This window comes from Streptomyces sp. NPDC093221 (assembly GCF_044753885.1).
GTDB lineage: Bacteria > Actinomycetota > Actinomycetes > Streptomycetales > Streptomycetaceae > Actinacidiphila.
The window spans coordinates 224,947-250,517 of the sequence record NZ_JBIVOA010000001.1; the positions used below are offsets into that span (position 1 = coordinate 224,947).

A 25,571-nucleotide genomic window follows, 5' to 3' on the forward strand; every position below is an offset into this window, starting at 1 on the left:
CTGTTGTGCGTCCCGCTCGTGTGCCACCGAATCCCACCGATGACCAGTGCGTGTGGTCAACCTGTGGTCAGGTTTCGCGACCCCTTCTGCGGACTACGCTCCGCTATCCCGTCTGGTCAGCGAGTGCTTGGCTGATCAGCTCGTTGGCCCGGTCCTGCACGCCGCGAAGGATCTTCGCGTAGAAGCGGAAGAGCACGGCGACGCTGTGCCCGGCCCGCCGTGCGGCCTCCACCGGGTCGACGCCCGCCACCTTTCCCCGAGCCGCCTGCCATCTCGGTGTACTCGGTGGGACGTACGCGCCCGCCGCCGACAGCGCGGAAGAGCTGGCCGTCCGGAGCGGTGCCGTACGTCCTGATGTGCTCGCGGAACATGCGGACGAGGACCGGCGGACGGCACCGATCTGGTCGCCTTGCGTGCACGGCGCTTGAGTCCGCGCTTCTCGTACGGCTGCCCGTCGTCGGTCCAGCCCGATCCGACTTCGGGCCGTGACTCGGAGAGGACGAGTTCGCCCCAGGCATCCTCGTCCTCCTCGTCGGGGAGGAGGCACCCTGTTTCGCCGAGTGCTGCGGCTTCGGAGGGTCGTGTCGAGGCGTAGTAGAGGCAGCCGAAGAACGCTTCGAGATGCTCGCCGACGTGGCCGCCGCTTCCCGTTCCCGGGGCCGCGCCTTCGAACGCATCATGCTCCTCGGCGGTGACGACGTCGTTGAGGCCGCCCACGACCTCAACGCCGCTGCCCTCGCCGTCGACTGGCAGGCCACCGGCAAGACCCCGGACACCCTGGAAGCCTGGCGCGACCGCAACCGCGCCACCTTCCGCGCCATCAACGCGTTCCACGAGGCCGCCCGCGTGGACCTCGGAGTCTCGGGCAATGTCACCGGCGAAGCCCACCCCGCCCGTGATCTCCTCCTCCCCCCGGCCCGCCGCGACAACAACGCCGGCACCTGAGGGCGATGCGGGGCTCTCCTTCCTTGCGTCCTCTCGGCCGTCCATGGTCCCTGGGTGGCCAATGGATGCTAAGGATGTCGTGGGGCTCGCTCCCCGCATGCACGTTGCTGTGCCGAAGAGCGGGCAAGTCTTGGCCTGGTGGCGAAGTGCCTGAGTGTTGGCGGATTATTGCAATAAGGAATATATGTCCGAATCTCGGCAGGTGAGTAAAATTGGCCGTCGAACCGAATAAAGCCCCAGGTCATTCACTCTGCTCCCCGCCCGCGCGGGGCTGTTCCCCCCCGTGGAGGCGGGGCGCGGCCATGTCTACGCTGCTCCCCGCCCGCGCGGGGCTGTTCCCATCTACCTGATGGCCCGCGACCCGCAGTTCATCTGCTCCCCGCCCGCGCGGGGCTGTTCCCTCCGCAGGCGAGTAGGCATCAGGCCCGTTGGGCTGCTCCCCGCCCGCGCGGGGCTGTTCCCGGGCACGGCATGAGTCACAAGGGGCTCGCCTTCTGCTCCCCGCCCGCGCGGGGCTGTTCCCGGGCACGGCATGAGTCACAAGGGGCTCGCCTTCTGCTCCCCGCCCGCGCGGGGCTGTTCCGACCACCTACCGCATCATCCAGCGCGTCGACGGCTTCTCCCCGCCCGCGCGGGGCTGTTCCCCGGGAGTTAGCCATGGCGGGCAGTGCGGTGGACTGCTCCCCGCCCGCGCGGGGCTGTTCCCCGGGCGATGTGGCAGTCGTCGCAGATCGGCACGCTGCTCCCCGCCCGCGCGGGGCTGTTCCCTCCTTGCTGCTGGAGGTGAGTCCGGTCTCGGGCTGCTCCCCGCCCGCGCGGGGCTGTTCCCGGGACGCGCATGTCCACGGTCAAGCCGCCGGGCTGCTCCCCGCCCGCGCGGGGCTGTTCCCCAACTTCATTCTGGACACGTCCGGCGACTCCGCTGCTCCCCGCCCGCGCGGGGCTGTTCCCTCGTGCCCGCGCCCTACATCGAGCCCGGCCGGCTGCTCCCCGCCCGCGCGGGGCTGTTCCCTCGACAGCGGCGGTGATCAGTTCGCTTGTAAGCTGCTCCCCGCCCGCGCGGGGCTGTTCCCTCCGACAGTGCGATGCTGAGCTGTCCGGCGGCCTGCTCCCCGCCCGCGCGGGGCTGTTCCCTCCTTGGGTACCTCCGCGTCCGAGCCCAGCACCTGCTCCCCGCCCGCGCGGGGCTGTTCCCTCCGACAGTGCGATGCTGAGCTGTCCGGCGGCCTGCTCCCCGCCCGCGCGGGGCTGTTCCCGGGAAGAAGAAGCGCGAGGTCGGCGTGGGCAACTGCTCCCCGCCCGCGCGGGGCTGTTCCCCCATCTGGACGGCGAGGATCTGGGCCTGCTCGCTGCTCCCCGCCCGCGCGGGGCTGTTCCCAGGGCGCCGACCTGGATGCCGCGCCAGGTCGCCTGCTCCCCGCCCGCGCGGGGCTGTTCCCCTGCGGTCCAGCCGTAGCCCGCGCCAGGTCGCCTGCTCCCCGCCCGCGCGGGGCTGTTCCCTGCGTGCTTCCGGAGCCCTGCGGATAGGCGTACTGCTCCCCGCCCGCGCGGGGCTGTTCCCCGATCGGCGAGGCACACGGACCCGGGTGGCAGCTGCTCCCCGCCCGCGCGGGGCTGTTCCCGACTGGCCGGGCCGCCTCGGGTACGTCCACAGCTGCTCCCCGCCCGCGCGGGGCTGTTCCCGATCCGCTCGATGGCGTTGCCCTTCACGTCGACTGCTCCCCGCCCGCGCGGGGCTGTTCCCTCGTAGAGGGCGTCCGCATGGAAACCCATGCACTGCTCCCCGCCCGCGCGGGGCTGTTCCCTGGCGGTCACCGGACCCCTGGGGGTAGGCGTACTGCTCCCCGCCCGCGCGGGGCTGTTCCCCCCGCCGGGCCGTGCGGCCCGGCCACCGAAGGCAGCTCCCCGCCCGCGCGGGGCTGTTCCCACGTCCAACACCGTCGCGGAGCGCACCCGTTCCTGCTCCCCGCCCGCGCGGGGCTGTTCCCGCTTACGTTGGACGTGTGCTCCCCGCGCGCGGGGCTGAACCCCAGGTGCAGGCGATCACGGCGAACCTCTTGTAGTGCTCCCCACACACGTGGGGTTATTCAGCCGGGTCGGTCTGCATCGAGAACTTCCGCTGTGTGGCGCAAACTTGGCTTGTCGGACTTGATGGCGGCAACTGGGCGGCGCCTCAGCCTGTCGACGCTCTACTCGGCGTCGGTCTTATGAGGGTTGCTCCGTAGGTCTGCATCTCGCGCACCGGCAGCGTGCGACAGGAGGTCGGGTCAAGACTCGCGTCCCTGTTGGTTAGACCCTCGGCGTTGGCCCCTACCTGGGTCCGTGCCGGGATCCGTGCCCTGGGAGGCGTGCAGGCGGCACGCGGTTTCAGTAGATCTATGCCGAGCAATCAGGGTTCGCTGAGGTCAATTAACCAGGTACAGGTAGAACAAGGCGGACCTCCCTGTGTAAAAGGCAGTGAGTGCCACCTTCATGTGCGTGCGGTGTGCGCGTGCGGCTCGTCATTGCTGCTACGCCTCCAACGACCCGTCAGCACAACACCGTTGGCGAGGCGAGAGCGAGAGGCGTGCTCCAGGAGAGCATGCTCTTCGTCAAAAAAATGACCGGGCCCATGTGTGCGATCCGTTCCAGCGGAGGCACGAGCCCGGTCATGTCCTTCCCCCTGAAGTAGCACCTGCAGAAAGGAAGAACCGCAGGTTAGCAAACCGTCGACAAAGCAGGCCGCCCCGCACTGTCCAGCCGGTGGATGTGCCAAGTGGTCTTGTAACACTGGTGGTTACGGGAGGCGGTGCCTCCCTGCCCGTCGGGGCGTGGCTTCGCGTCGCGGTGCTCGTGTTCGTGTTCGTGTTCGTGATCCAGGTCATCCTGGTAATGCCGCGAGCATACCGATCATCCTGGTCGCCGGTGCGGTTCTAAGGACACCTTGTGTGTGCGGTGAGTAGCTTCGACTCACCGCACACACGGCAAGTGACGGGTTCGATCAAACATCTACCATCGGACAGCCGTGGGTGAAGAATCGTTGGCACCGGTGATCACTATTGGTCAACTTGCGCAATGGTGTTGTCGGACGGGGATCGACGGTGTCGAATATGCCGATGGCTCAGCCTCGAATATCACTCCTGAGGTCTGCCTTCTCCCTCTCTGTCGCGGCGCGGAGCGCGTGGGGGAAGCATGATCGGGACACCGATGGGTGGCTGCCGTTGTGGCGGCACATGGCGGACAGCGGGGCTGTGGCCTGCCGGTTGTGGGATGCGTGGCTGCCGGGGAATGTGAAGGCGCTGGTGGGGGAGGCGCTGCCCGGAGGGGTGGAGGACGGGCGGCGGTTGGTGGGGTGGCTGGCCGGGGTGCATGACATCGGGAAGGCCACGCCGGCCTTCGCGTGCCAGGTCGATCCGCTCGCGCAGGTCATGCGGGACCACGGTCTCGACATGCCGTCGTTCGAACGGCTCAGGGAGGACCGCAAGTTGGGCCCCCACGGGCTGGCCGGTCAGCTCTTGTTGAGTGAGTGGCTCAATGAGAGGCACGGGTGGTCCAACCGGGTCAGCGGACAGTTCGCCGTGGTGATCGGCGGCCACCATGGTGTGCCGCCAGGGCACCAGCGCATTCACGATCTCGCGCTGCATCCTGAGCTGATACGTACGCGGGGGAAGAACGAATCGCGCTGGAAGGCCGTGCAGTTCGAGCTGATGGCCGCCTGCGCGGAGGTGGCGGGCATCCGTGCGGACGACTTCAGCGCGTGGAAGTCGGTGAAGCTCTCCCAGCCGGTCCAGGTCACGCTGACCGCGATCGTGATTCTCGCGGACTGGATCGCCAGTTCGGCAGACCTGTTTCCGTACATCACGGCGGAGGGGACGCGGCGGTCGCAGTCGGAACGGTTGGAGGCGGCCTGGCTGGGCCTCGACCTTCCCGGCCCCTGGGAGCCGGACGAACCGGCGGGTACAGCAGCCGACTTGTTCGCCGCGCGCTTCGACCTACCGCAGGGCGCGTCCGTCCGCCCCGTGCAGGAACAGGCGGTCGGCATCGCGCGGGAAATGGACCCGCACGGCCTGTTGATCATCGAAGCACCCATGGGTGAGGGCAAGACGGAGGCGGCTCTCGCGGCGGCAGAAATTTTGGCCGCGCGCACCGGGGCGGGCGGTTGCATGATCGCATTGCCCACGCGGGCGACCGGCGACGCGATGTTCGCCCGGTTGATCGACTGGATCGGCCGACTGCCGTCCGACGGGCCGCAGTCCGTCTTTCTCGCCCATGCCAAGTCCGCGCTCAACGACACCTGGGCGGGCCTCGCCAGCCGCAGTGCCCGCACGGTCGCGGCGGTCGATCTCGACGGCGGGGACGAGTTCGACGGCCCCAACGCCCGGCAACGACGTCGTCCTTCCGGACTCCAGGCCCACCAGTGGCTACGTGGACGGAAGAAGGGGCTGCTCGCGTCCTTCGCGGTGGGGACGATCGACCAGGTGTTGTTCGGCTCGTTGAAGAGTCGCCACTTGGCCCTGCGCCACCTCGCATTGGCGGGCAAGGTCGTCGTGATCGACGAAGTCCACGCCTATGACGCCTACATGAGCACGTACCTGGAACGTGTGCTGGAATGGCTGGCCGCATACCGGGTTCCGGTCGTGCTGCTGTCGGCGACCCTGCCCGCCGGTCGCCGCCGGGCGCTCGCCGAAGCGTACGCAGGTCACCCTGTGTCCGAGGCCGACCGGTCCGGCGACACGTCCGCCGCAGCGTCCGCCGGGACGTATCCACTGCTGACCGCCGTCTCGCCCGGCGGCCCCACCGTGGTCCGGCAGCCTCCCGCCGCGTCCGGCCGCCGCACCGACGTCCATGTTCAGCCGCTCGACGACGACGTGACCATCCTGGTCGACCGCTTGGAGGACGAACTCAGCCAAGGCGGTTGCGCACTGGTGGTACGTAACACCGTCGACCGCGCGCAGGAAGCGGCGGGGCGGCTGCGGGAGCGCTTCGGTGAGGAGCGGGTCACGGTCGCCCACTCGCGCTTCGTCGCTGCCGACCGGGCCCGCAAAGATGTTGAGCTGCTCGACCGCTTCGGCCCCAGGAGCAGACGCCCCGAAGGCGCGCACATCGTCGTGGCGACCCAGGTTGTCGAGCAGTCCCTCGACCTCGACTTCGATCTCTTGGTCACCGACCTTGCCCCGGTCGACCTGATATTGCAGCGGATGGGTCGGCTCCACCGGCACGACCGACCGCGCCCCCCTCGCCTCCGGGACGCGCGCTGCCTGATCACCGGCATAGCCGACTGGGCACAGGATCCGCCGGAGATCGCCCGCGGCTCGGTCAAGGTCTACGACGGAGAACACCTGCTGCTGCGCTCGCTTGCCGTCCTCCGGCCGCACGTGGAAGGGCGCCCCTTACGTCTGCCCGAGGACATCAGCCCACTCGTACAGGCGGCGTATGGCGATGATCCGCTCGGCCCGGACAGTTGGGCCGCAAAGATGGCGCAGGCCAGAGTCGCCTACCGCGCGCTCCTGGCCGAGAAGTCCGACCGGGCCGAGGCATTCCGGCTCGGTCCCGTACGCCGCGCGGGTCGACCGATCATCGGCTGGATCGACGCCGGAGTCGGCGACGCCGACGACACCGCGGCAGGACGCGCCCAGGTACGCGACACCGACGACACGCTCGAAGTCCTCGTGATCCAGAGGCGAAGCGACGGAACGCTGACCACATTGCCGTGGCTGGACAAGGCAAGGGGCGGACTCGACCTGCCCGAGCACGCCGTACCGCAGGGGAGAGCGGCCCGCGCCGCCGCCGCGAGTGCGCTGAACCTCCCCTGGCACTTCTCCAAATCCTGGGTGATCGACCGGACGATCCGCGAGTTGGAGAAATTCTGTCCTGCGGCCTGGCAGGTGAAGGAAAGCCCTTGGTTGGCAGGGGAGTTGTTCCTGGTCCTCGACGAGGACCGCCGAGCCCGGCTGGTCGGTGCCGAGGTCCGCTACAGCCCGTCCGACGGGCTTCTCGTGGTGCCGGAAGGTGCCCACGACGTAAGGGTGGTAGACGGAGTGCCCTCATTCGACCTGGTGTCCCGGCCCTGGATTCCCGTGCAGCGACTGGACGGGACGACGGACGAGATGTCCCTGCGCGACGTCTTCGCAGAGGCTGCCGGGCTGCGGCGGATCGTCGGCGACGTACCGACGCAGGAGTTCGCCCTGATTCGACTACTGCTCGCCGTCCTGCACGACGCCGTGGACGGCCCGCGAGAGATCGAGGACTGGGGTGAACTGTGGGAGTCCGACGAGCCCTTCACCGCGGTACCGGAGTATCTCGACCGGTATCGCGACCGATTCGATCTGCTCCATCCTCAGCAGCCGTTCCTCCAAGTCGCCGGTCTGCACACGGAGAAGAACGACATCGGTCCACTGAGCAGAATCGTCGCCGACGTTCCCAACGGCGATCCCTTCTTCAGCATGCGTCAACCCGGTCCCGATCGGCTCGGATTCGCCGAGGCGGCGCGCTGGCTCGTGCACACTCACGCTTTCGACACGTCTGGGATCAAGTCGGGAGCCGTTGACGATCCGAGGGCGAAAGGCGGCAAGGGCTACCCGTCAGGTGCTCTGGGCGTCGGTTGGGCCGGGAACCTCGGCGGCGTCTTCGCCGAAGGCGACACCCTCAAGGAAACCCTGCTGCTCAATCTGATCTCTGCGGACAACGACTTCCTCCAGGTCCACACGGACGACAGGCCCGTATGGCGCCGACCTCCCCTCGGCCCGCAGCCGATCGCGGCGGACCCCGACGACCCCCGCCCGTCCGGCCCTCGTGACCTCTACACCTGGCAGAGCCGACGCATCCGTCTGCACCACGGCGACGGCGAGGTGACGGGTGTCGTCCTCTGCTACGGCGACCCCTTCGCCGTGCGCAACCGGCATCGGCGCGAACCCATGACCGCCTGGCGCGACAGTCCGACTCAGGCGAAGAAGTGGGGCGAGCCTCAAGTCTTCATGCCGAGCCAGCACGACCCGAGCCGCGCGGCGTGGCGCGGTCTCGCCGCTCTTCTCGGTGACAAGGGCCGGGGGAGGGAAGGCGCCGAGCAGCGGCAGAGAGCAGAGCGCACTCTGCCGCCCGGAGTCGTCCAGTGGCTTGCCCGGCTCACGTACGAGGAGTATCTGCCGCGACTCGGCCTGCTGCGCACCCGGATCGTCGGGGCCAAGTACGGCACACAGCAGTCGGTCATCGACGAGATCACGGACGACGAGATCCTGCTCCCGGTCGTCGCGCTTCACGCGGAGCGACCCCTCTACGGGAAAGTCGCAGTCGCTGCCGTCGCCGACGCCGATGACGCGGTGAGGGCGCTGGGCCACCTCGCGGGCAACCTCGCCCAGGCAGCCGGTTCCGACCTGGGACCGGCCACGGCCACAGCCCGTGACCTCGGCTTCGCCGCGCTGGACAGCCCGTACCGGGCGTGGCTCAGCGGCCTGCGGAACATCTCCGACCCTGAGGAGTACCGCGGTCAGTGGCAGCGGACGGTCGGTACGACGATCCGCGCCCTGGGGCGAGAACTCCTCAACGACGCGGGGCCGGCGGCGGCCGAGGGACGGTACGTGGACCTGCCGGACGGCAATGGCCGACGCTGGCTGAATGACGCACAGGCCGAACTGTGGTTCCTGGTGAACCTGAGGAAAGTCCTGCCGTTGGCGCCGAGTCCGTCCGTCGCGCCCACCGGCGCCGCGATCGGCTCGGGCGGTGCGGAGTCCGGTGAGGAAACAGTGCTCGTCGCTCACTACGCGGCCGGCACACAAGACGCAGCAGACGCAGCAACGGAGCCCGCGTGATGACCACAACCGTCCCCAACCCGTCCGGCGCCCGCGGATACGACCTCATTGGCACAGCGACCGACCGCTGCATCCGCAGGCTCCAAGGCGGCTACCGAAACGACCGGCCGGCCGCGGTCGCGACCGTGGCCAGGCTGCGGCGCGGCGTCGGCCGTCCCGCCTACGACGTACAGGACCTCTGGGGACTGACCGGCACGGAGGAACTCGCTCTCGTCATCGCCGAATCCGCGACCGGCACCGTACAACGGCCGGACGAGGAGCGAGCGGACGAGGCGCTGAACATGGCCGTCACCTTGTGGGCCCTGCACCAGCAGTCCCACCGCGACACCGACACACACGTCCCCGGTTACGGGCTCGGCCGGTCCGTGCGCCTGCTGATGGTGCCCGCGGCCGTCAGGACAGTGGGCGGTCCGGCCCCGGCGTCACCGGTCCCTGTGCCTTCCGAACCGGAGATCGACGAGGTGATCCGCCGACGGTTCGTGCGGGTCGGCACCGCCACCACCCTCGATGTCCTCGCCCAGCGCCTGCGGGAGATCGTCCTGCTGCTTCGGAAGAACTCCATTCCGCTCGACTACGCGCTCCTGGCCGATCAGCTCTACCGCTGGCAGCGGCCCTCGGCCCAAGCCGACGTCCGCAGGACATGGGGCCGGGACTTCCACGCGGCGGGTGTGGTGCCCGGCCGCCGAACGCCAAAGGACTGAAAGCGCGCACGCCGGGCAACGCCAAACGCGCTGCTGGCTTCTGACGTTCCCTCAGACACTCATCCGCACTTCCATGCGACAGGACTCAGGACCGTGACCCGAACCATCATCGACGTGCACATTCTTCAGACCGTTCCGCCGAGCAACATCAACCGCGACGACACCGGATCGCCCAAGACCGCGGTCTACGGAGGTGTCCGTCGGGCCCGGGTCTCCAGCCAGGCATGGAAGCGGGCCACACGAAAGGCGTTCGACGACCTCGTTGACCCTGCAGAATTGGGCGTGCGAACCAAGAAGGTCGCTGAAGCGGTCGCGGAGCGGATCCTCGCGCACGAGCCGGCCCTCGACCGTACGGCCGCGCTCGCGCTGGCCGCCGAGACGCTGCGTACCGCCACCGGTTCGAAGATCGATCCGCCCAAGCGCAAGGCCAAGGAGGGCGAGCCCGAACCAGCGCCGGAAGCGTCGTACTTGATGTTTCTCAGCGCCCGCCAGCTCGACGCGCTCGCGGAACTCGCCCTCAAGGGCAGCGAAGGCAAGGGCGATGTCGCCGTCCTCAAGGGCTTCTTCAAGAACAAGGACAACAAGGCTCTCGCCAAGCACCTGGTGGACACCCGCCACTCGGTCGACATCGCACTCTTCGGCCGAATGGTCGCCGACGATGCCGGACTCAACGTCGAGGCGGCCACCCAGGTCGCCCACGCCCTGAGCGTGCATGCCGTCGACAACGAATCGGACTACTACACGGCCGTGGACGACCGGAACACCGGCGCGGAACCCGGCGCGGGCATGATCGGCGTCATCGACTTCAACTCCGCGACGCTCTACCGGTATGCGGCTCTGGATGTCGACCGCCTGCATGCCAACCTCGGCGCGGGACTGCGCGAGGAGGAGCACGCGGCGGCTCCGACCCGTCGCGCCGTCGAGGCGTTTCTGGAGGGCTTCATCACGTCTCTGCCCAGCGGCAAGGTCAACACCTTCGGCAATCACACGCTGCCGAGCGTCGTCCTCGTCAAACTCCGTTCGAAGCGGCCCGTCAGCTTTGTGGCGGCCTTCGAGCGAGCCGTCGCCCCGAAGCGCCGCGAGGACGGCTTCGTCGAGGAGGCGTGCCGCCGACTGGCCGCTCACGTACCGGAGTTGGAAGCGGCGTACGGCATCGCGGGCGACGAAGGAACCTGGCTTGTGCGGGTGGGCGAGGGAACCGGGCCGCTCGCCGCCCTTGGCGAGAGCATCAGCATTCCCGAACTGGTTTCGTCGATCGGCGAGTCGGTGGCTGAGCGGTTGATCCATGGCACGGCGGATTCCGCAGGGCGGGAGTCCGGCGCGTGAGCGTGCTCCTGCTGCGCCTGGCCGGTCCATTGCAGGCATGGGGCTCAGCCGCGCGATTCGCCCGCCGCACCACCGAGAACGCCCCCACCAAGAGCGGCGTACTCGGCTTGCTGGCCGCTGCCGAGGGCAGGGAACGCGATGCCGACCTCAGCGATCTGACGGAGCTGCGCTACGGCGTCCGCGTCGATCAACCCGGCACGCGTATCAGGGACTTCCAGACCGCGCACCACTTCGACACGGACAAGGCGATGCCGTTGTCGGAGCGCTTCTACCTGGCCGACGCCGTATTCGTGGCGGCGGTCGAGGGGGAACCCGCGCTGATCGGGCGCTTGAACGCGGCCGTACGGGCACCGGTGTGGCTGCCGTATCTGGGACGCCGCTCGTGCCCACCGTCCCAGCCGCTCGACCTGGGTGTGTGCGACGACGCGGACATTGTGACGGCGCTGGGAGAGGTGCCCTGGCAGGCATCGGGCTGGTACCGGCATCGTCACGGCACGCCGCGCGAGCTTGCGCTGCTGCTCGACTGCCCGCCCGGCACGTCCCCCGACCAGAGCTTCCGTGACGCGCCGGTCAGCTTCGACCCGCGGCACCGGCGTTACGGGCTGCGCGGTGTGGTGGCGGACCGTGTTCCGAACCCGTCTGTCGAGCGCGCCTCTGTTCACGATCCGACGTCGGCCCTGGGAGCCGTGTGATGTTTATGACCCGGTTTCGCCTCAACACCGCCCGCCGTGACGGCCGCGCATTGCTCGGTTCGCCGCACCGGATGCACGCCGCCGTCGCGATGGCGTTCCCCGAACTGCCCGTGCGAGACGGCTCAGGGCCGCGTGTGCTCTGGCGCGTCGACCGCAACTCGGCCGCCGAAGTGGTGCTGTTCGTCGTCAGCCCCACCCGTCCTGACCTGACACATCTGGTGGAACAGGCCGGCTGGCCCGCCGCCTCGGACACACCGGGCTGGCAGACGTACGACTACGGGGCCTTCCTCGCCCGGCTGTCCGTCGGGAGTACGTGGACCTTCCGGCTCACCGCCAACCCCGTGCACTCCATCCGTCGCACGGACGACGAGCAACGCAAGCGCACCGCGCACCTCACCGCCCGCCATCAGAAGGCGTGGCTGCTGGAGCGGCAGGCCACATCGGGCTTCGCCGTCGTCGAAAAGCCGCCCGAGACAAGGCTGTTGGAGTACGGCGACGAACTCCAGCTCGTCCTCCGGGACAAGCGGGACCTGCGGTTCGCAAAAGCAGCCGAGCGCCGCACCGTCTCCCTCACCTCGATCACGTACGACGGCCGGCTCACGGTGACCGACCCGGACGCGCTGCGCCGCACCCTCACCCAGGGTCTGGGCAAGGCGAAGGCGTACGGGTGCGGGTTGATGACTCTTGCTCCGGTGGGCTGACCGATGAGCACGGTCGGCAGGCGCGGTGCCGCCACGCCGCGCGAACTCACCCGTATCGGGGACCGGTTGTCCTTCATCTACCTGGAACGGTGCGTCGTCCACCGTGACGACAACGCCATCACGGCCGAGAGCGCCGACGGCGTGACACACATACCGTCCGCCACGATCGGCACGCTGCTGCTCGGTCCCGGCACGCGTATCACCCACCAGGCGATGAGCGTCCTCGGCGACTGCGGGGCGGGCGTCGTCTGGGTCGGGGAGCACGGCGTCCGCTTCTACGCGGGCGGGCGCGCTCTGACCCGCTCCTCCGGACTGGTCGAGGCCCAGGCTCTCGCGTGGGCGAATCCGCGGCGACGGCTGGACGTCGCCCGCGCGATGTACCGTCTGCGGTTCCCCGACGAAGACCCGGCGGGCAAGACGCGCCAGGAACTCCTCGGCATGGAGGGGCGCCGCCTGCGCCAGTGCTACCGCGCCGAATCCGAACGCACCGGCGTTCCGTGGCGCCGCCGTGAGTACAACCGGGACGACTTCGCGGCTGGTGACCCGCCCAACCAGGGTGTCACCGCTGCCGCTCAGTGCATGTACGGCATCGCGCACGCCGTCGTCGCCGCCCTCGGCTGCTCGCCGGGCCTCGGGTTCGTGCACTCGGGTCACGAACGCTCCTTCGTCCTCGATATCGCCGACCTCTACAAGACCTCGGTGGGCATTCCCGCGGCCTTCGACGCGGCGGCGGAAGGACCGGAAGACGTGGCGTCCCGAACGCGGCGGGCCGTCCGGGACCGGGTCAACAGAACGCGGCTGCTGGAGCGTTGCGTACAGGACATCAAGGACCTGCTGGGCTACGACGCCGTGCGGGAGGATTCGGACACCGCGGCAGGCGACCGCGTAAGTCTCCAGTCCGACCACGGCGTCGAAGTCGAGAGCGGCCGCAACTACGACTCCGAGATCGTTTGGTGAGGGCATCCCCGTGACCGTCATCATCCTCACCAACTGCCCGGCCGGTCTCCGTGGCTTCCTGACCCGCTGGCTCCTGGAGATCTCCCCGGGCGTCTTCCTCGGCACCCCGTCCGCCCGTCTTCGCGACGTCCTCTGGGCCGAGGTCCGCCAATACGCCAACCAGGGCCGTGCCCTCCTCGCCTACCAAACCGACACCGAGCAGGGCTACACCTTCAAGACCCACGACCACGCCTGGCACCCGATCGACCACGAGGGCCTCACTCTCATCCACCGCCCCCACCCCGGCCGCCGCTCGGACTCCTCCCGCTCCTCCACCTCCCCACCCACCACCGGTTGGAGCAAGGCCGCGAAGCGCCGCCGCTTCGGCGGCGGAAGCTGAGGGGTGCGCGATGCGGTGGCGCGGAACCCGCGCCGCGCCGTGCGCGGCGCGCGAGCGACGGGGACATCGAGGCGATATGTCCGAATCTCTCAACTTAAGTAAAATCCGGTGCTGGCCGTTCCAAAACACCAGGCCAAACACTGTGCTCCCCGCGCCCGCGGGGCTGTTCCCCGCAGGCGCACCGAGGCGGCCTGGTGGGCCTGGTGCTCCCCGCGCCCGCGGGGCTGTTCCCCAGACGGCTTTGGCGAGGTCGGGCTTGAGAATGTGCTCCCCGCGCCCGCGGGGCTGTTCCCCGTCCGATCGTCGGCCCGATGTCGGGATGGGAGTGCTCCCCGCGCCCGCGGGGCTGTTCCCTGGCCGCCGCGAGAGAGCGCTAGCCCGTACGCGTGCTCCCCGCGCCCGCGGGGCTGTTCCCACCGGGTAGTTGATGTCGTCCTCTGGCAGCAGGTGCTCCCCGCGCCCGCGGGGCTGTTCCCCTCGTCGACAACTTCGAGATCAACCCCGCCTTAGTGCTCCCCGCGCCCGCGGGGCTGTTCCCTGATCGAGGGAGACAGGGGGCGGCCTACCGGGGTGCTCCCCGCGCCCGCGGGGCTGTTCCCGGAACCATGCTGCCGGAGTGGTCGAGGACCAGGTGCTCCCCGCGCCCGCGGGGCTGTTCCCCGGCCGCACTGGCGGAACGTGATCGTGTCCTAGTGCTCCCCGCGCCCGCGGGGCTGTTCCCAACGTGTACGACGCCCGCGGCTCCTCGGTCTAGTGCTCCCCGCGCCCGCGGGGCTGTTCCCGGCGGGAGCATCGGGGCGAGATCGAGATGGAGGTGCTCCCCGCGCCCGCGGGGCTGTTCCCGACAGCGGTCGGGTCGCGCGGCTTCATCACCAGTGCTCCCCGCGCCCGCGGGGCTGTTCCCTCCGGGGGGGCCTGTCGGCGCCGTCCGCGCCGTGCTCCCCGCGCCCGCGGGGCTGTTCCCACCGAGGTCGGCAGCCTGGTCCGGGTCAACCGGTGCTCCCCGCGCCCGCGGGGCTGTTCCCGTCAAGGAACTGCGGCAGAACTACGCGCAACTGTGCTCCCCGCGCCCGCGGGGCTGTTCCCATGATGCAGCGGCCCGGCGACGCCGCGAAGCTGTGCTCCCCGCGCCCGCGGGGCTGTTCCCTCCCAATCTCGCCCTCGTCACCTCTGGTCAGCGTGCTCCCCGCGCCCGCGGGGCTGTTCCCAGGGCGCGCACACGGTCGATGGCGCCCTCGGCGTGCTCCCCGCGCCCGCGGGGCTGTTCCCAACGATGCTGGACGAGACGGGCGCCTTTGAGGGTGCTCCCCGCGCCCGCGGGGCTGTTCCCCGTTTGGCCGTTGCCACGTCCGTCTGCAACTGGTGCTCCCCGCGCCCGCGGGGCTGTTCCCACGACCTTGCAGTTGACCGGGGAAAACACCGAGTGCTCCCCGCGCCCGCGGGGCTGTTCCCACTGTCGGCCGCGTCGGCTGGGACGTCAGCCTGTGCTCCCCGCGCCCGCGGGGCTGTTCCCTCCCAATCTCGCCCTCGTCACCTCTGGTCAGCGTGCTCCCCGCGCCCGCGGGGCTGTTCCCAGGGCGCGCACACGGTCGATGGCGCCCTCGGCGTGCTCCCCGCGCCCGCGGGGCTGTTCCCAACGATGCTGGACGAGACGGGCGCCTTTGAGGGTGCTCCCCGCGCCCGCGGGGCTGTTCCCCGTTTGGCCGTTGCCACGTCCGTCTGCAACTGGTGCTCCCCGCGCCCGCGGGGCTGTTCCCACGACCTTGCAGTTGACCGGGGAAAACACCGAGTGCTCCCCGCGCCCGCGGGGCTGTTCCCACTGTCGGCCGCGTCGGCTGGGACGTCAGCCTGTGCTCCCCGCGCCCGCGGGGCTGTTCCCAGGGCGCGCACACGGTCGATGGCGCCCTCGGCGTGCTCCCCGCGCCCGCGGGGCTGTTCCCAGGGCGCGCACACGGTCGATGGCGCCCTCGGCGTGCTCCCCGCGCCCGCGGGGCTGTTCCCAACGATGCTGGACGAGACGGGCGCCTTTGAGGGTGCTCCCCGCGCCCGCGGGGCTGTTCCCATCGAGTCGCACACCTACGACAACACGGTCGCGTGCTCCTCGCGCCCGCGGGGCTGTTCCCGCGCCCACCTGCGGATTCATCCGATCGGCAGGGTGCTCCCCGCGCCCGCGGGGCTGTTCCCTGTGCCGCCAGGCTCCCGAGCTCTTGCGACCGGTGCTCCCCGCGCCCGCGGGGCTGTTCCCGACGCGACCGCGCGGGGGCCGGTGACTGGTCCGTGCTCCCCGCGCCGGTCTCTGTGCCGGGGGCGTCGGTGGGGGAAACCGTCATGAGTTGGCCAGAGAACGCCTGGTGGTGGGTGATGTCGGCCAGCTCGGTGGCGAACCGCTGGGGCGGTACGTCGCTCGCGCTCGGGTCGTCTCTCGCCGACGCGGGCAGGTAGCCGGTCGCGGTGTAGCCGATGGTCGTGGTGATGGTCCACGTCGGCTGTCCATTGCCCCGGCTCGTTGCGCCGGACCCCGCGCTCGTGCGTTCCGGCGTTGCTCCGCTCATGGGTCACCGTCCTTCCCCGGCCGGTCGGCCGGATGCGGGTAAGGCCGGCGCTTCGGGCGAGTGCTGCTCGATCGCCGCGGCGACCTTCTGCCAGGCCGTGAAGACGTTCATCACTTCGTGCTCGGGGGCGTGGGTGAGGTCCAGGAGGAAGCGGCGGATCAGGACTTCGTTGCTCAAGGTGTTCTGGATGCGGGCGATCGTCCACAGGCTGTGGGTAGCGGGTGCCGCTGTCGACGGTCGGCCGGGGGTCATGAGGCGTCCTTGGCGTGGGTGAGGTGGGCGGTCACGGTGTGGCCGTGCGGTCGCCGCGAGTCTCGACGTGGTGGGCGAGGGCGGTGACCATGGCCAGGCCGCGGCCGGGCGTGTCCTCGGCGTCGGGGGGTTCGACGGTCGGTGCGCTTTTCGTCCCTCCGGAGTCGGTCACCGAGATGGAAACCACCGCAGGGGAGACGGCGAGGCTGACGTGGAACGCTCCCGTGCCCCCGCTGGCGGTGTGGAGCACGGCGTTCGCACTCAGCTCCGTGACGATGAGCGCCGCGTCGTCCGCGTAAGGAGAATCGCGCAGCACATCGCGGGTCCAGCGGCGTACGCGGCCAACTTCTTCGGGTGAACCTGGGCACGTCAGTCCCCAGACTCGCGGCCTACTCATATACTCGTGCATACAAGTTACTGCTGGTGGGCGGCCATGTGCGAACGGTTTGAGTTAGACGAGTTTGACGCCGTCGTGCGCGCGCACGGCCGGCGGGGACTTCGCGTCCAGGGCGTCGAGTACGCGGATCGCGTACGCCTCGTCCGCGAGTTCGGAGACTTCAGGTCGGGTGACCCAGCGCAGAGCGCTGGTCTCACTTCCGGTGGAGGGCTCGCCGTCGATCGCCTCGCAGCGGAAGACGAGCGAGACGATGAGTCCGGTCATGTTCTTGTAGACACCCGTCAGGGTGGCGGGCACAGCGATCTTGACGCCGGTCTCCTCCAGGACTTCGCGCTGGAGCGCGTCGGGGATGGTCTCCCCCGCCTCAAGGACTCCGCCGGGCGGTTCCCAGTGACCGTTGTCGCGCCGCCTGATCAGCAAGGCGCGACCGGCGTCATCGACGATGACCCCGGCGACGCTCACCGAGTGCGGGCGCTCGATCGCCACGTGCCTCATCCTCTCGGGTGGCTAGGCTGCCCACCGTAGCAACAAAGGTCGGCCACTCGTCTAGATATCCAAAGGAGTACGCATGCCCGTTCTTCCCTCCGGCGTCCTGGGGGCGCTGGACCCGACGAGCGACCGCGCGGTGTTCCGCCAGATCGCCGACCAGTTGCGAGAAGCGATCGACAGGGGCACGTTCGGCGAGGGCGACAAGCTGCCCTCCGAGACGGAGTTGGTCGAGCACTACGGCGTCTCGCGGATGACCGTACGGAACTCGCTGTCCGTCCTCCAGGGCGAGGGCCTGGTGGTCTCCGAGCACGGCAAGGGCGTCTTCGTACGGCCCCGCCCGCCCGTGCGGCGCCTCGCCTCTGACCGCTTCGCCCGCCGGCACCGCGAGCAGGGCAAGTCGGCGTTCATCGTGGAGACCGACGCGGCGGGCAGCCACCCCACCGTCGACAGCCTGGAGATCAAGGAAGAACGGCCGAGCCAGGACATCGCCACCCGGCTCGGCGGCCCCCGTCGCGTACTGGCCCGGCGCCGCCGCTATCTCCTCGACGGCCGCCCGGTCGAGTTCGCGACCTCCTACCTTCCGTTGGACCTGGCCCGTGGGACTCCCATCGCCGAGCCGAACCCCGGTCCCGGTGGCATCTACGCCCGACTCGAAGAACTGGGCCACCGCCTCGACCACTTCGAGGAGGAGATCCGCGCCCGCATGCCCGCGCCGACTGAGGTCAAGACGCTCCAGCTCGCGTCCGGCGTGCCGGTGATCCATCTGGTCCGCACGGCGTTCGACACCGAAGGGCGTGCCGTGGAGGTCTGCGACACGGTGATGGCGGCGGATGCGTACGTGCTGGCGTACCAGCTTCCGGCCACGTGACCTGGGCGGACGGTGCGCGACACGGGCGGGGGCGGCCCAACTCCCGTGACTCGTACGCCTTTTCGGCAAACTCATATAGACGAGTAGCCAGGGTTGTGCGGCACAGTGGTTCTCGTGCCCGGTTCGTCGGGTGCACTAGGCGACGCTTGTCTAGACGACTAGCTGTCATGAGTGAAGGGAAAGCGTCGCGTTCCATCCGTGTGGAGACATCGGCGGCAACGATCCTGCTGACCGAAGCTCCGGAGGCGAGGATCAAGGACCGGCAGACCGGGGAGATCGCCACCGACGCGAACAGCGGTAAGCCGCTGATGACGGTCGGCGTGGTCTACATCGAGGACGGTGAGTCCTCGCTGCTCAAGGTGACCGTCCCGCAGAGCGGTGTGGGCGAGGGGCTGGCCCTCGGTGCGCCGGTCGCGCTGCCGGGACTGGTGGCCCGGCCGTGGGAGAGCACGTTCAACCCCCAGGTGGGGGTCTGAGTCCGATGTCGGACCTGATAACGCTGGTGGAGGTGGGTGGTGCCGTCACGGCTGTTGGCGGGGGCACCGCCTACCTGCGGGTTGAGCAACCGGCCGCGTACTGGTCCACCCCCTGCTTCCGCCAGCCCGCCGTGACAACAACGTCGGCACCTGAGCGTGGTGCGCGGCCTTCCGTCCTTGCATCCCCTTGGCCGTTCGTGGCCCCAGGGGCGGCGATGGATGCTCAGGATGTTGTGGAGCCGTACCTCCAGCCTGCACATCGGCAGACTATTGCGATAAGGAAGGTATGTCCGAATCTCATCAAGTGAGTAAAATCGGCCGCCGGACCCAGTAAAGCCTCAGGTCATTTACTCTGCTCCCCGCGCCCGCGGGGCTGTTCCCCTCCACGTTCAGCCTCCCGGCGCTCGACCAACACTGCTCCCCGCGCCCGCGGGGCTGTTCCCTGCGCGCCTCGATCGAGAACCGGGCCCGCTACCTGCTCCCCGCGCCCGCGGGGCTGTTCCCGGTACTGACCTGCGAGTGAAGACCGTCGACCACTGCTCCCCGCGCCCGCGGGGCTGTTCCCCCGATCGCGGGGGTGGCGTTCTGATGTCCCAACTGCTCCCCGCGCCCGCGGGGCTGTTCCCGGCCGCGCCGCCATCTGCTGCTGCCCGCCCTTCTGCTCCCCGCGCCCGCGGGGCTGTTCCCGCCACCCCCGCGATCGGGTTCTTGTTGATGACCTGCTCCCCGCGCCCGCGGGGCTGTTCCCGCGCCGTCCTCGGATTCGTCGGCGACGCGCGCCTGCTCCCCGCGCCCGCGGGGCTGTTCCCCCACGATTCGGCCCACGAGTTCGGGACCTCGTCTGCTCCCCGCGCCCGCGGGGCTGTTCCCGGTGGCCGGTCCAGGACTGTGGCCGGGCGGCGCTGCTCCCCGCGCCCGCGGGGCTGTTCCCATGCGCATGCTGCCGAAGCACCACATGCTGCTCTGCTCCCCGCGCCCGCGGGGCTGTTCCCCCCTACGTGATGCTCCAGTTCCCGGAACTGGGCTGCTCCCCGCGCCCGCGGGGCTGTTCCCACGGTTGCGTCGAACGCGCTGACGGCGTCCCACTGCTCCCCGCGCCCGCGGGGCTGTTCCCCGCCCCGAGGCGACGTGGTAGTCAAACGCTCGCTGCTCCCCGCGCCCGCGGGGCTGTTCCCGCCGGGACGTTCGGCACCAAACCGGTGCTCGTCTGCTCCCCGCGCCCGCGGGGCTGTTCCCGATGACGGTCGCCTCACACCTGCGGCACGCCCCTGCTCCCCGCGCCCGCGGGGCTGTTCCCCCGCCCTTGGACTCGTACCGCTTCCGTCCGTTCTGCTCCCCGCGCCCGCGGGGCTGTTCCCCGGCCCGCCGCCCTGACCGTCTCGGCCTCGGCGTGCTCCCCGCGCCCGCGGGGCTGTTCCCAGGCCCATCAACTGGTCCCGCCGGACCTGCTCGCTGCTTCCCGCACCCGCGGGGCTGTTCCCCGAGGCGGCCTGCTCCCCTCCTACCTCGTGCGCTGCTCCCCGCGCCCGCGGGGCTGTTCCCATCGACCGGTACCAGTTGATGCCGATCAGCACCTGCTCCCCGCGCCCGCGGGGTTGTTGCTCGGGGTGGGAGGGCGTTGGTTCTGCGCCCGTGTCGCGGTCATGCGTGTGGGCGACCTGTGGTCGGGGCGTCGTCTTCTTGAGAGGAAGGGCCAGGCTCTTCGTAGGAAGGAAGCGGGGCGAGTCTGTATGGCCGAGCGGTTTTGAAGGCCGTCGTGGCAGCGATGTCACCGTGGGTTCAAATCCCACAGCCTCCGCGGTAGGTAGTGAACATGCAGGTGGGGTCGGGTCTCGATGCGATCGGGAGCCGGCCCCACCTTTTGTGTGTCCCGTCGCGCTCCCCGTGCCGTCGGTTTCCGGTGGTGACCGGAAAATGGCTGAAAAGGGGCAGGAACGTTTTGGCGCTTGGGGGGACTGGGGGGTGGAGGGGGTGGGGGGTGCGGGTGGGGGAAAGGTGGGGGATGGGGGGTTTGTCGACAGATCGTCACGCTTGCGGGGGAAAAGAGGGGGAGGGGCGGGTTCGGGAGGGGTGGGGTGGGCAACTCTGGTCTCGGCGACGCCGCTCGAAGAAGCAAGACGGCACCGCGGTCGGCCAACCGCGGTGCTCCGGATCGGACCGGGCTTCCACAAGTCCGGACAGTTCAACTAGTCCCGCAACATGTCCCCTTGGAGGGAACACCATGGCAAGCATCCGTACCGTCCGTGCCCTGGCCGCCGTTGCCGCACTGCCGCTGGCGGCCGTGCTGTTCGCCGGCACGGCCTCGGCAGACGACGGCGCGTTCGCGGGTGGCCACTCGAACGCGACGGTGGTGAGCAACTCCGGCGGCAACGTGGGGGGTGGCAACTTCGGCAATGTGACGACGACGCAGCAGGCGGCCACCGGGGCCGGGGCGTCGAACCAGAACAACACGGCGAGCGTGGCCGGTTCCGGCTTCACCGCCATCCACCAGGACAACGTCAGCATCCACTTCGCGCAGCTCTGGTGACCCGCGCCGCGGGTTCGGCGGCGGCGTGAGGGGGCGCCCCGCCACTCCTGACCGGTGACGCGTACGCGCGGCGGCACGCCATGTGCCGCCGCGCGCACGCGTTCCACGGCAGGATGATCGAAGCGGGGAACGGCAAGGACGGTGAACGGTGGGCAGGAGTACGGCGGACGGCGTGACGCTGCTGGTGGTGGGGTCGGCCAACGCGGACCTGGTGGTCAGGGTCGACCGCCATCCCGCGCCCGGCGAGACGGTGCTCGGTACGTCGGGCGTGGCCGTGCACGCGGGCGGCAAGGGGGCCAACCAGGCCGTCGCCGCGGGCCGGTTGGGCGCGCGGGTGGGTTTCTGCGGGCGGGTCGGGGCGGACGCGTACGGGGAACGGCTCACCGCCGAACTGCGGTCCGCCGCCGTGGACACGACCGCGCTCGGCACCGAGGAGACGGTGCCCACCGGCATCGCGCTCATCACGGTCGCGGCCGACGGCGAGAACGCGATCGTGGTGGTACCGGGCGCCAACACCGCGCTCACGGCGGCCGAAGTGACCGCCGCGGTCGGGCCGGCCGTGCGCGTGGTGTCCGCGCAGTGCGAGGTCCCGATGGACGCGGTACGGGCCGCCGCCCGCGCGGCCGAGCGGCACGGCGCCCGCCTGGTGCTCAACCCCTCGCCGCCCGAAGCCGTCAGGGACGATGCCGAGTCGGGTCAACTCCTGTCCTGCGCAGACCCGTTGGTGGTCAACGAGCACGAGATGCGCGTCCTGCTCGGCGCTGCTTCCGCCGCGGAGGCCGACCCGCGTGACCTGCTCCGGCTCGGTGTCCGGTCCGCCGTCGTGACCATGGGCGGCGCGGGCGTGACCGTCGTCGAGCGCCAGGACGTGAGCGAGGACGTACGCGAAGACGTGAGCGGGGACGTGCGTGCGGGCGTACGCGAAAACGTACGCGCGGACGCGGAGCCGCCCTGGGGACGTACGACGCGACTGCCCGCCGTCCCGGTCGAGGTGGTCGACACGACCGGTGCGGGTGACGCCTTCACCGGGGCGCTGGCCTGGCGGCTGGCGGAGGGGGACGGGCTGGTCGAGGCGGCGGGCTGGGCGGTACGCGTCGGGGCGGCGGCGGTCGGCGAATCCGGTGCCCAACTTTCGTCCACAGCCTGTGGAAAACTTCTGGCCGAGAGTGAGGGGGGTCGCGGGCCGGGCGGAAAGCCCGCACAAGAGTCCGCCCCCGCCGCTGTCCCCGGGCCCGCCTCCGGGCCCGCCCCCGCCTCCGGGCCCGCCCCCGATCCCGAGCCCGGCACGGAAGAGCCCCCGGCCTGAACCCGCCACCCCCCGCACGCCCATTGACAACAGCCGCCCTGCCGTCCGAATCTGACGGACAGTCAGATTGTCGAGGGAGGGCGGCGCCGCCATGGACGGATCGGACGGAACGGCAGAAAGCGACCCGCTCCACGCCGAGTTGCGCCGCTACGAAGGCACCCCGGCCGCCACGGGCGGCATCGGCAAGGACCCCGTCAACGCCCCGATGATCCGCCACTGGTGCGAAGCCCTCGGCCACCCCGTACCCTCCGACGGCACCGCGCCCGCCACCATGCTCCAGGTGTGGACGATGGGCGGCCTGTCCGGCCACGAAGGACGCACCCCCGGCTACGACGACCTGCTCGGACGGCTGGACGAGGCCGGTTACGCGGCCGTCGTGGCGACCGACTGCGAGCAGGAGTACGTGGCGCCGCTGCGGCCGGGTCAGCGGGTCACCTTCGACGCGGTCGTCGAATCCGTCTCGCCGCGCAAGTCCACCAAGCTCGGGGCCGGTTACTTCGTCACCACCCGCACCGAGGTCCGCGCCGACGGCGTCCTCGCGGGCACCCACCGCTTCCGCATCCTCAAGTACGCACCCGTGCAGGCAACTTCGGCGCGGGACCCGGATCCCGCCCCCGCCCGTACGAAGTCCGCGACCCGCCCCCGCCCGGTCGTCAACCGCGACAACGCCGCTTACTGGCAGGCCATCCGCGAGGACCGCCGACTCCTCATCCAGCGCTGCACCGCCTGCGGCACCCTGCGCCTGCCGTGGCTCCCCGGCTGCAACGCCTGCGGCTCCCCCGACTGGGACACCGTTCCCGCCTCCGGCACCGGCACCGTCTTCTCGTACGTGGTGATGCACCACCCGCCGTTCCCGGCCTTCGATCCGCCGTACGCGGTCGCGCTCGTCGAACTGGCCGAGGGCGTAAGGCTGTTGGGGAACGTCATCGGCGTCCCGTACGACAAGGTCCGGATCGGCGCGCCCGTCCTGCTCGACTTCCTGGACGCGGACGACGACCTCACCGTGCCGGCCTTCCGCGCCGTCGACACGGAACCCGCCGATACGGGACCCCTCGACGCGGGACCCGCCGACACGGAACCCTCCAGTACGGTCACCACCCCTGAAGCGGAGGCCCCCGCATGACCGCCGTCGGCGACACCCTCCCGCCCCGCCGTATCGACGTCACCCGCACCCTCGTCGTCGCCGGGGCGCTGGCCACGCGCGACTTCCAGGACGTGCACCACGACCCCGAACTCGCCCGCGCCAAAGGCTCTCCCGACATCTTCATGAACATCCTCACCACCAACGGCCTGGTCGGCGGTTACGTGGCCGCGCACTTCGGCCCGGACGCGGTGACGACGGCGGTACGCATCCGGCTCGGCGCGCCCAACTACCCCGGAGACACGATGGAGTTGACGGGTACGGTCACGGCGGTCGCGGACCGGACGGCGACCGTCGAGGTGGTGGGCGTGAACGCGCTCGGCCGGCACGTCACCGGCACGGTCACCGTGCAGATCCCGCAACTCCCGGAGGCGTCATGAGTGTTCGGCGGCGGGACGCGCTCGGCGGGCGGGCGGCCGTCGTCGGGATCGGGGCGACGGAGTTCTCGAAGGACTCCGGGCGCAGCGAGTTGACGCTGGCCGTCGAGGCGGTGCGGGCGGCGCTGGACGACGCGGGGCTGACGCCCGGGGACGTCGACGGCATGGTGACGTTCACCATGGACACCAGCCCCGAGATCACGGTGGCGCAGGCGGCCGGAATCGGCGAGCTGTCCTTCTTCTCGCGCGTGCACTACGGCGGCGGCGCGGCGTGCGCGACGGTGCAGCAGGCCGCGATGGCGGTGGCGACCGGGATCGCGGAGGTGGTGGTCTGCTACCGGGCCTTCAACGAACGCTCCGGCCGCCGCTTCGGCTCGGGCGTCCTCGGGCGCGAGCCGTCGGCGGAAGGGGCGGCGCTCGGCGTCAACCTGCCCCCCGGTCTGCTCACCCCCGCCTCGTGGGTGGCAATGTCGGCAAACCGATATTTGTCCGTCTACGGACTGGAATCGTCGGTTTTCGGCCATGTCGCGGTCGCCGACCGCAGGCACGCGGCGAACAACCCGGCCGCGTACTTCCACGGCCGCCCGATCACCCTCGCCGACCACGCCGCCTCGCGCTGGATCGTCGAGCCGCTGCGGCTGCTCGACTGCTGCCAGGAGACCGACGGCGGCCAGGCGATCGTCGTCACCTCCGCGGAACGCGCCCGCGACCTGCGGCACGCACCCGCCGTCGTCACGGCCGCCGTGCAGGGCGCGGGCCGCGCGCAGGAGCAGATGACCAGCTACTACCGGGACGCCGACGACCTCGCCCGGCTGCCCGAAATGGGCGTGGTGGCACGGCAGTTGTGGCGCACGAGCGGCCTCGGTCCGGCCGCCGTCGACGTGGCGGTGCTCTACGACCACTTCACGCCGTTCGTGCTCATGCAGTTGGAGGAGTTCGGCTTCTGCGGTCCCGGCGAGGCGGCGGACTTCGCCGCGGACGGCGGCCTGGAGATCGACGGCCGCCTCCCGGTCAACACCCACGGCGGCCAGCTCGGGGAAGCGTATCTGCACGGCATGAACGGCATCGCGGAAGCCGTCCGCCAGGTGCGCGGCAGCAGCGTCAACCAGGTCGCCTCCGTCGGCCACACCCTCGTCACGGCCGGCACCGGCGTCCCCACCTCGGGCCTGATCCTGTCGGCGGACGGGGCCTGAGGCAGGCACGGGGCGTGGGGCACGGAGCCTGAGGCGGGCACAGGGCACAGGGCACAGGGCACGGGGCACGGGGCATGGGGGTTCCGAAGGTCCGACGGTCCGGGGGCCCGGTGGGATCGGGGTCCCGGACCCCCGGAGGGAAGGGCGGCGGCCGACCGGCCCAGGCCGTCGGCAGCCGCCGGAATCGTGTCAGGCCGTCGGAATCGCGCGCGTCGGGCAGTAGTCGGGATTCGGCGCGTTGAACCAGGCGTCGCCGCTGAACGCGTTGTACCGACAGGACAGCTCGGCGTGCGGGCTGTAGCTGCACACCAGCCAGCCCTGCCCGTACGTCCACACGTACAGACCGTGCGCGCCGTCGTTGAGGAAGTAGGGGCACATGTACGGGGTGGGCGGGGTCGACGCCTGAGCGGACGGGGCGGTGCCTGCGACAAGCCCTGCGGCGGCCAGCGCCACGGCGGCGCCCGCGGCGGCGATACGAGCACGGAGCACGAGAAGGTCCTCCCTACTG

At 70.5% G+C, this 25,571-nt stretch carries 18 protein-coding genes, 2 pseudogenes and 3 CRISPR repeat arrays; of the genes and pseudogenes, 15 read left to right on the forward strand and 5 right to left on the reverse strand.

Annotation, left to right across the window (positions count from 1 at the left end; all coding sequences use genetic code 11):
• Positions 1-103: 103 nt before the first annotated feature.
• Positions 104-250, reverse strand: a complete 147-nt coding sequence (locus ACIQCJ_RS01030) for a hypothetical protein (RefSeq protein ID WP_402710313.1) — start codon at positions 248-250, stop codon at positions 104-106.
• Between the two features lie 371 nt (positions 251-621).
• Here ACIQCJ_RS01030 and ACIQCJ_RS01035 point away from each other — a divergent pair, with 371 nt between their 5' ends.
• From ACIQCJ_RS01035 to cas2e, 8 genes are all read left to right on the forward strand, one after another.
• Positions 622-945 carry a hypothetical protein gene (locus ACIQCJ_RS01035; RefSeq protein ID WP_402710314.1) on the forward strand — a complete coding sequence of 108 codons (324 nt, stop codon included), beginning with the start codon at positions 622-624 and terminating at the stop codon, positions 943-945.
• A 250-nt stretch (positions 946-1,195) separates the two neighbouring features.
• Positions 1,196-2,933: a CRISPR direct-repeat array (repeat unit 28 nt; unit sequence CTGCTCCCCGCCCGCGCGGGGCTGTTCC).
• A 1,101-nt stretch (positions 2,934-4,034) separates the two neighbouring features.
• Positions 4,035-8,729: a type I-E CRISPR-associated protein Cse1/CasA gene (gene casA / locus ACIQCJ_RS01040; protein WP_402710315.1), complete on the forward strand. Its 4,695-nt coding sequence runs from the start codon at positions 4,035-4,037 to the stop codon at positions 8,727-8,729.
• Entirely contained in the window at positions 8,729-9,430 is a 702-nt protein-coding gene (casB, locus tag ACIQCJ_RS01045) for a type I-E CRISPR-associated protein Cse2/CasB (protein WP_355336566.1), read from the forward strand. The genes casA and casB overlap by 1 nt, the downstream gene beginning before the upstream one ends.
• 93 nt (positions 9,431-9,523) lie before the next feature.
• The gene (cas7e, locus tag ACIQCJ_RS01050) at positions 9,524-10,756 is read left to right on the forward strand and encodes a type I-E CRISPR-associated protein Cas7/Cse4/CasC (RefSeq protein ID WP_391042170.1); all 1,233 of its coding nucleotides are present in this window, start codon (positions 9,524-9,526) and stop codon (positions 10,754-10,756) included.
• Entirely contained in the window at positions 10,753-11,448 is a 696-nt protein-coding gene (gene cas5e / locus ACIQCJ_RS01055) for a type I-E CRISPR-associated protein Cas5/CasD (RefSeq protein WP_402710316.1), read from the forward strand. Before cas7e ends, cas5e begins: the two co-directional genes overlap by 4 nt.
• Positions 11,448-12,149 carry a type I-E CRISPR-associated protein Cas6/Cse3/CasE gene (gene cas6e, locus ACIQCJ_RS01060; protein WP_402710317.1) on the forward strand — a complete coding sequence of 234 codons (702 nt, stop codon included), beginning with the start codon at positions 11,448-11,450 and terminating at the stop codon, positions 12,147-12,149. Before cas5e ends, cas6e begins: the two co-directional genes overlap by 1 nt.
• Positions 12,150-12,152: 3 nt before the next feature.
• A complete protein-coding gene (gene cas1e / locus ACIQCJ_RS01065; protein WP_355336562.1) occupies positions 12,153-13,106 on the forward strand; it encodes a type I-E CRISPR-associated endonuclease Cas1e in 954 nt (317 codons plus the stop codon).
• Between the two features lie 10 nt (positions 13,107-13,116).
• Positions 13,117-13,485, forward strand: a complete 369-nt coding sequence (cas2e, locus tag ACIQCJ_RS01070) for a type I-E CRISPR-associated endoribonuclease Cas2e (RefSeq protein WP_402710318.1) — start codon at positions 13,117-13,119, stop codon at positions 13,483-13,485.
• 142 nt (positions 13,486-13,627) lie between these two features.
• Positions 13,628-15,730: a CRISPR direct-repeat array (repeat unit 29 nt; unit sequence GTGCTCCCCGCGCCCGCGGGGCTGTTCCC).
• Between the two features lie 310 nt (positions 15,731-16,040).
• Here cas2e and ACIQCJ_RS01075 read toward each other — a convergent pair.
• The 3 genes and pseudogenes from ACIQCJ_RS01075 to ACIQCJ_RS01085 all read right to left on the reverse strand — a co-directional run bounded on the left by ACIQCJ_RS01075 (position 16,041) and on the right by ACIQCJ_RS01085 (position 17,148).
• On the reverse strand, positions 16,041-16,289 hold the full coding sequence (locus tag ACIQCJ_RS01075) for a hypothetical protein (protein ID WP_402710319.1): 249 nt from the start codon (positions 16,287-16,289) through the stop codon (positions 16,041-16,043).
• Positions 16,286-16,698 (reverse strand): annotated as a pseudogene (locus ACIQCJ_RS01080) (ATP-binding protein). The gene ACIQCJ_RS01075 and the pseudogene ACIQCJ_RS01080 overlap by 4 nt, the downstream one beginning before the upstream one ends.
• 42 nt (positions 16,699-16,740) lie before the next feature.
• The gene (locus ACIQCJ_RS01085) at positions 16,741-17,148 is read right to left on the reverse strand and encodes an NUDIX hydrolase (protein WP_402710836.1); all 408 of its coding nucleotides are present in this window, start codon (positions 17,146-17,148) and stop codon (positions 16,741-16,743) included.
• A 106-nt stretch (positions 17,149-17,254) separates the two neighbouring features.
• Here ACIQCJ_RS01085 and ACIQCJ_RS01090 point away from each other — a divergent pair, with 106 nt between their 5' ends.
• The 7 genes and pseudogenes from ACIQCJ_RS01090 (at position 17,255) to ACIQCJ_RS01120 (ending at position 25,063) form a co-directional block, all read left to right on the forward strand.
• Positions 17,255-18,043, forward strand: coding sequence for a GntR family transcriptional regulator (locus ACIQCJ_RS01090; RefSeq protein WP_402710320.1), 789 nt, complete (start codon positions 17,255-17,257; stop codon positions 18,041-18,043).
• A gap of 167 nt (positions 18,044-18,210) precedes the next feature.
• Positions 18,211-18,507: pseudogene (locus ACIQCJ_RS01095) on the forward strand (hypothetical protein); the annotation flags it as partial.
• Positions 18,508-18,871: 364 nt separating this feature from the next.
• Positions 18,872-20,122: direct repeats of the CRISPR family, unit length 29 nt; unit sequence CTGCTCCCCGCGCCCGCGGGGCTGTTCCC.
• Between the two features lie 618 nt (positions 20,123-20,740).
• The gene (locus ACIQCJ_RS01100; protein ID WP_355336560.1) at positions 20,741-21,046 is read left to right on the forward strand and encodes a hypothetical protein; all 306 of its coding nucleotides are present in this window, start codon (positions 20,741-20,743) and stop codon (positions 21,044-21,046) included.
• A 148-nt stretch (positions 21,047-21,194) separates the two neighbouring features.
• Positions 21,195-22,352, forward strand: a complete 1,158-nt coding sequence (locus ACIQCJ_RS01105; RefSeq protein ID WP_402710321.1) for a PfkB family carbohydrate kinase — start codon at positions 21,195-21,197, stop codon at positions 22,350-22,352.
• 91 nt (positions 22,353-22,443) lie between these two features.
• A complete protein-coding gene (locus ACIQCJ_RS01110; RefSeq protein ID WP_402710322.1) occupies positions 22,444-23,475 on the forward strand; it encodes a bifunctional MaoC family dehydratase N-terminal/OB-fold nucleic acid binding domain-containing protein in 1,032 nt (343 codons plus the stop codon).
• Positions 23,472-23,873: a MaoC/PaaZ C-terminal domain-containing protein gene (locus tag ACIQCJ_RS01115; protein WP_402710323.1), complete on the forward strand. Its 402-nt coding sequence runs from the start codon at positions 23,472-23,474 to the stop codon at positions 23,871-23,873. The genes ACIQCJ_RS01110 and ACIQCJ_RS01115 overlap by 4 nt, the downstream gene beginning before the upstream one ends.
• Positions 23,870-25,063: a lipid-transfer protein gene (locus ACIQCJ_RS01120; protein ID WP_402710324.1), complete on the forward strand. Its 1,194-nt coding sequence runs from the start codon at positions 23,870-23,872 to the stop codon at positions 25,061-25,063. Before ACIQCJ_RS01115 ends, ACIQCJ_RS01120 begins: the two co-directional genes overlap by 4 nt.
• Positions 25,064-25,252: 189 nt before the next feature.
• Here ACIQCJ_RS01120 and ACIQCJ_RS01125 read toward each other — a convergent pair whose 3' ends face one another.
• Positions 25,253-25,552, reverse strand: a complete 300-nt coding sequence (locus ACIQCJ_RS01125; RefSeq protein WP_355336556.1) for a hypothetical protein — start codon at positions 25,550-25,552, stop codon at positions 25,253-25,255.
• Positions 25,553-25,571: the final 19 nt, after the last annotated feature.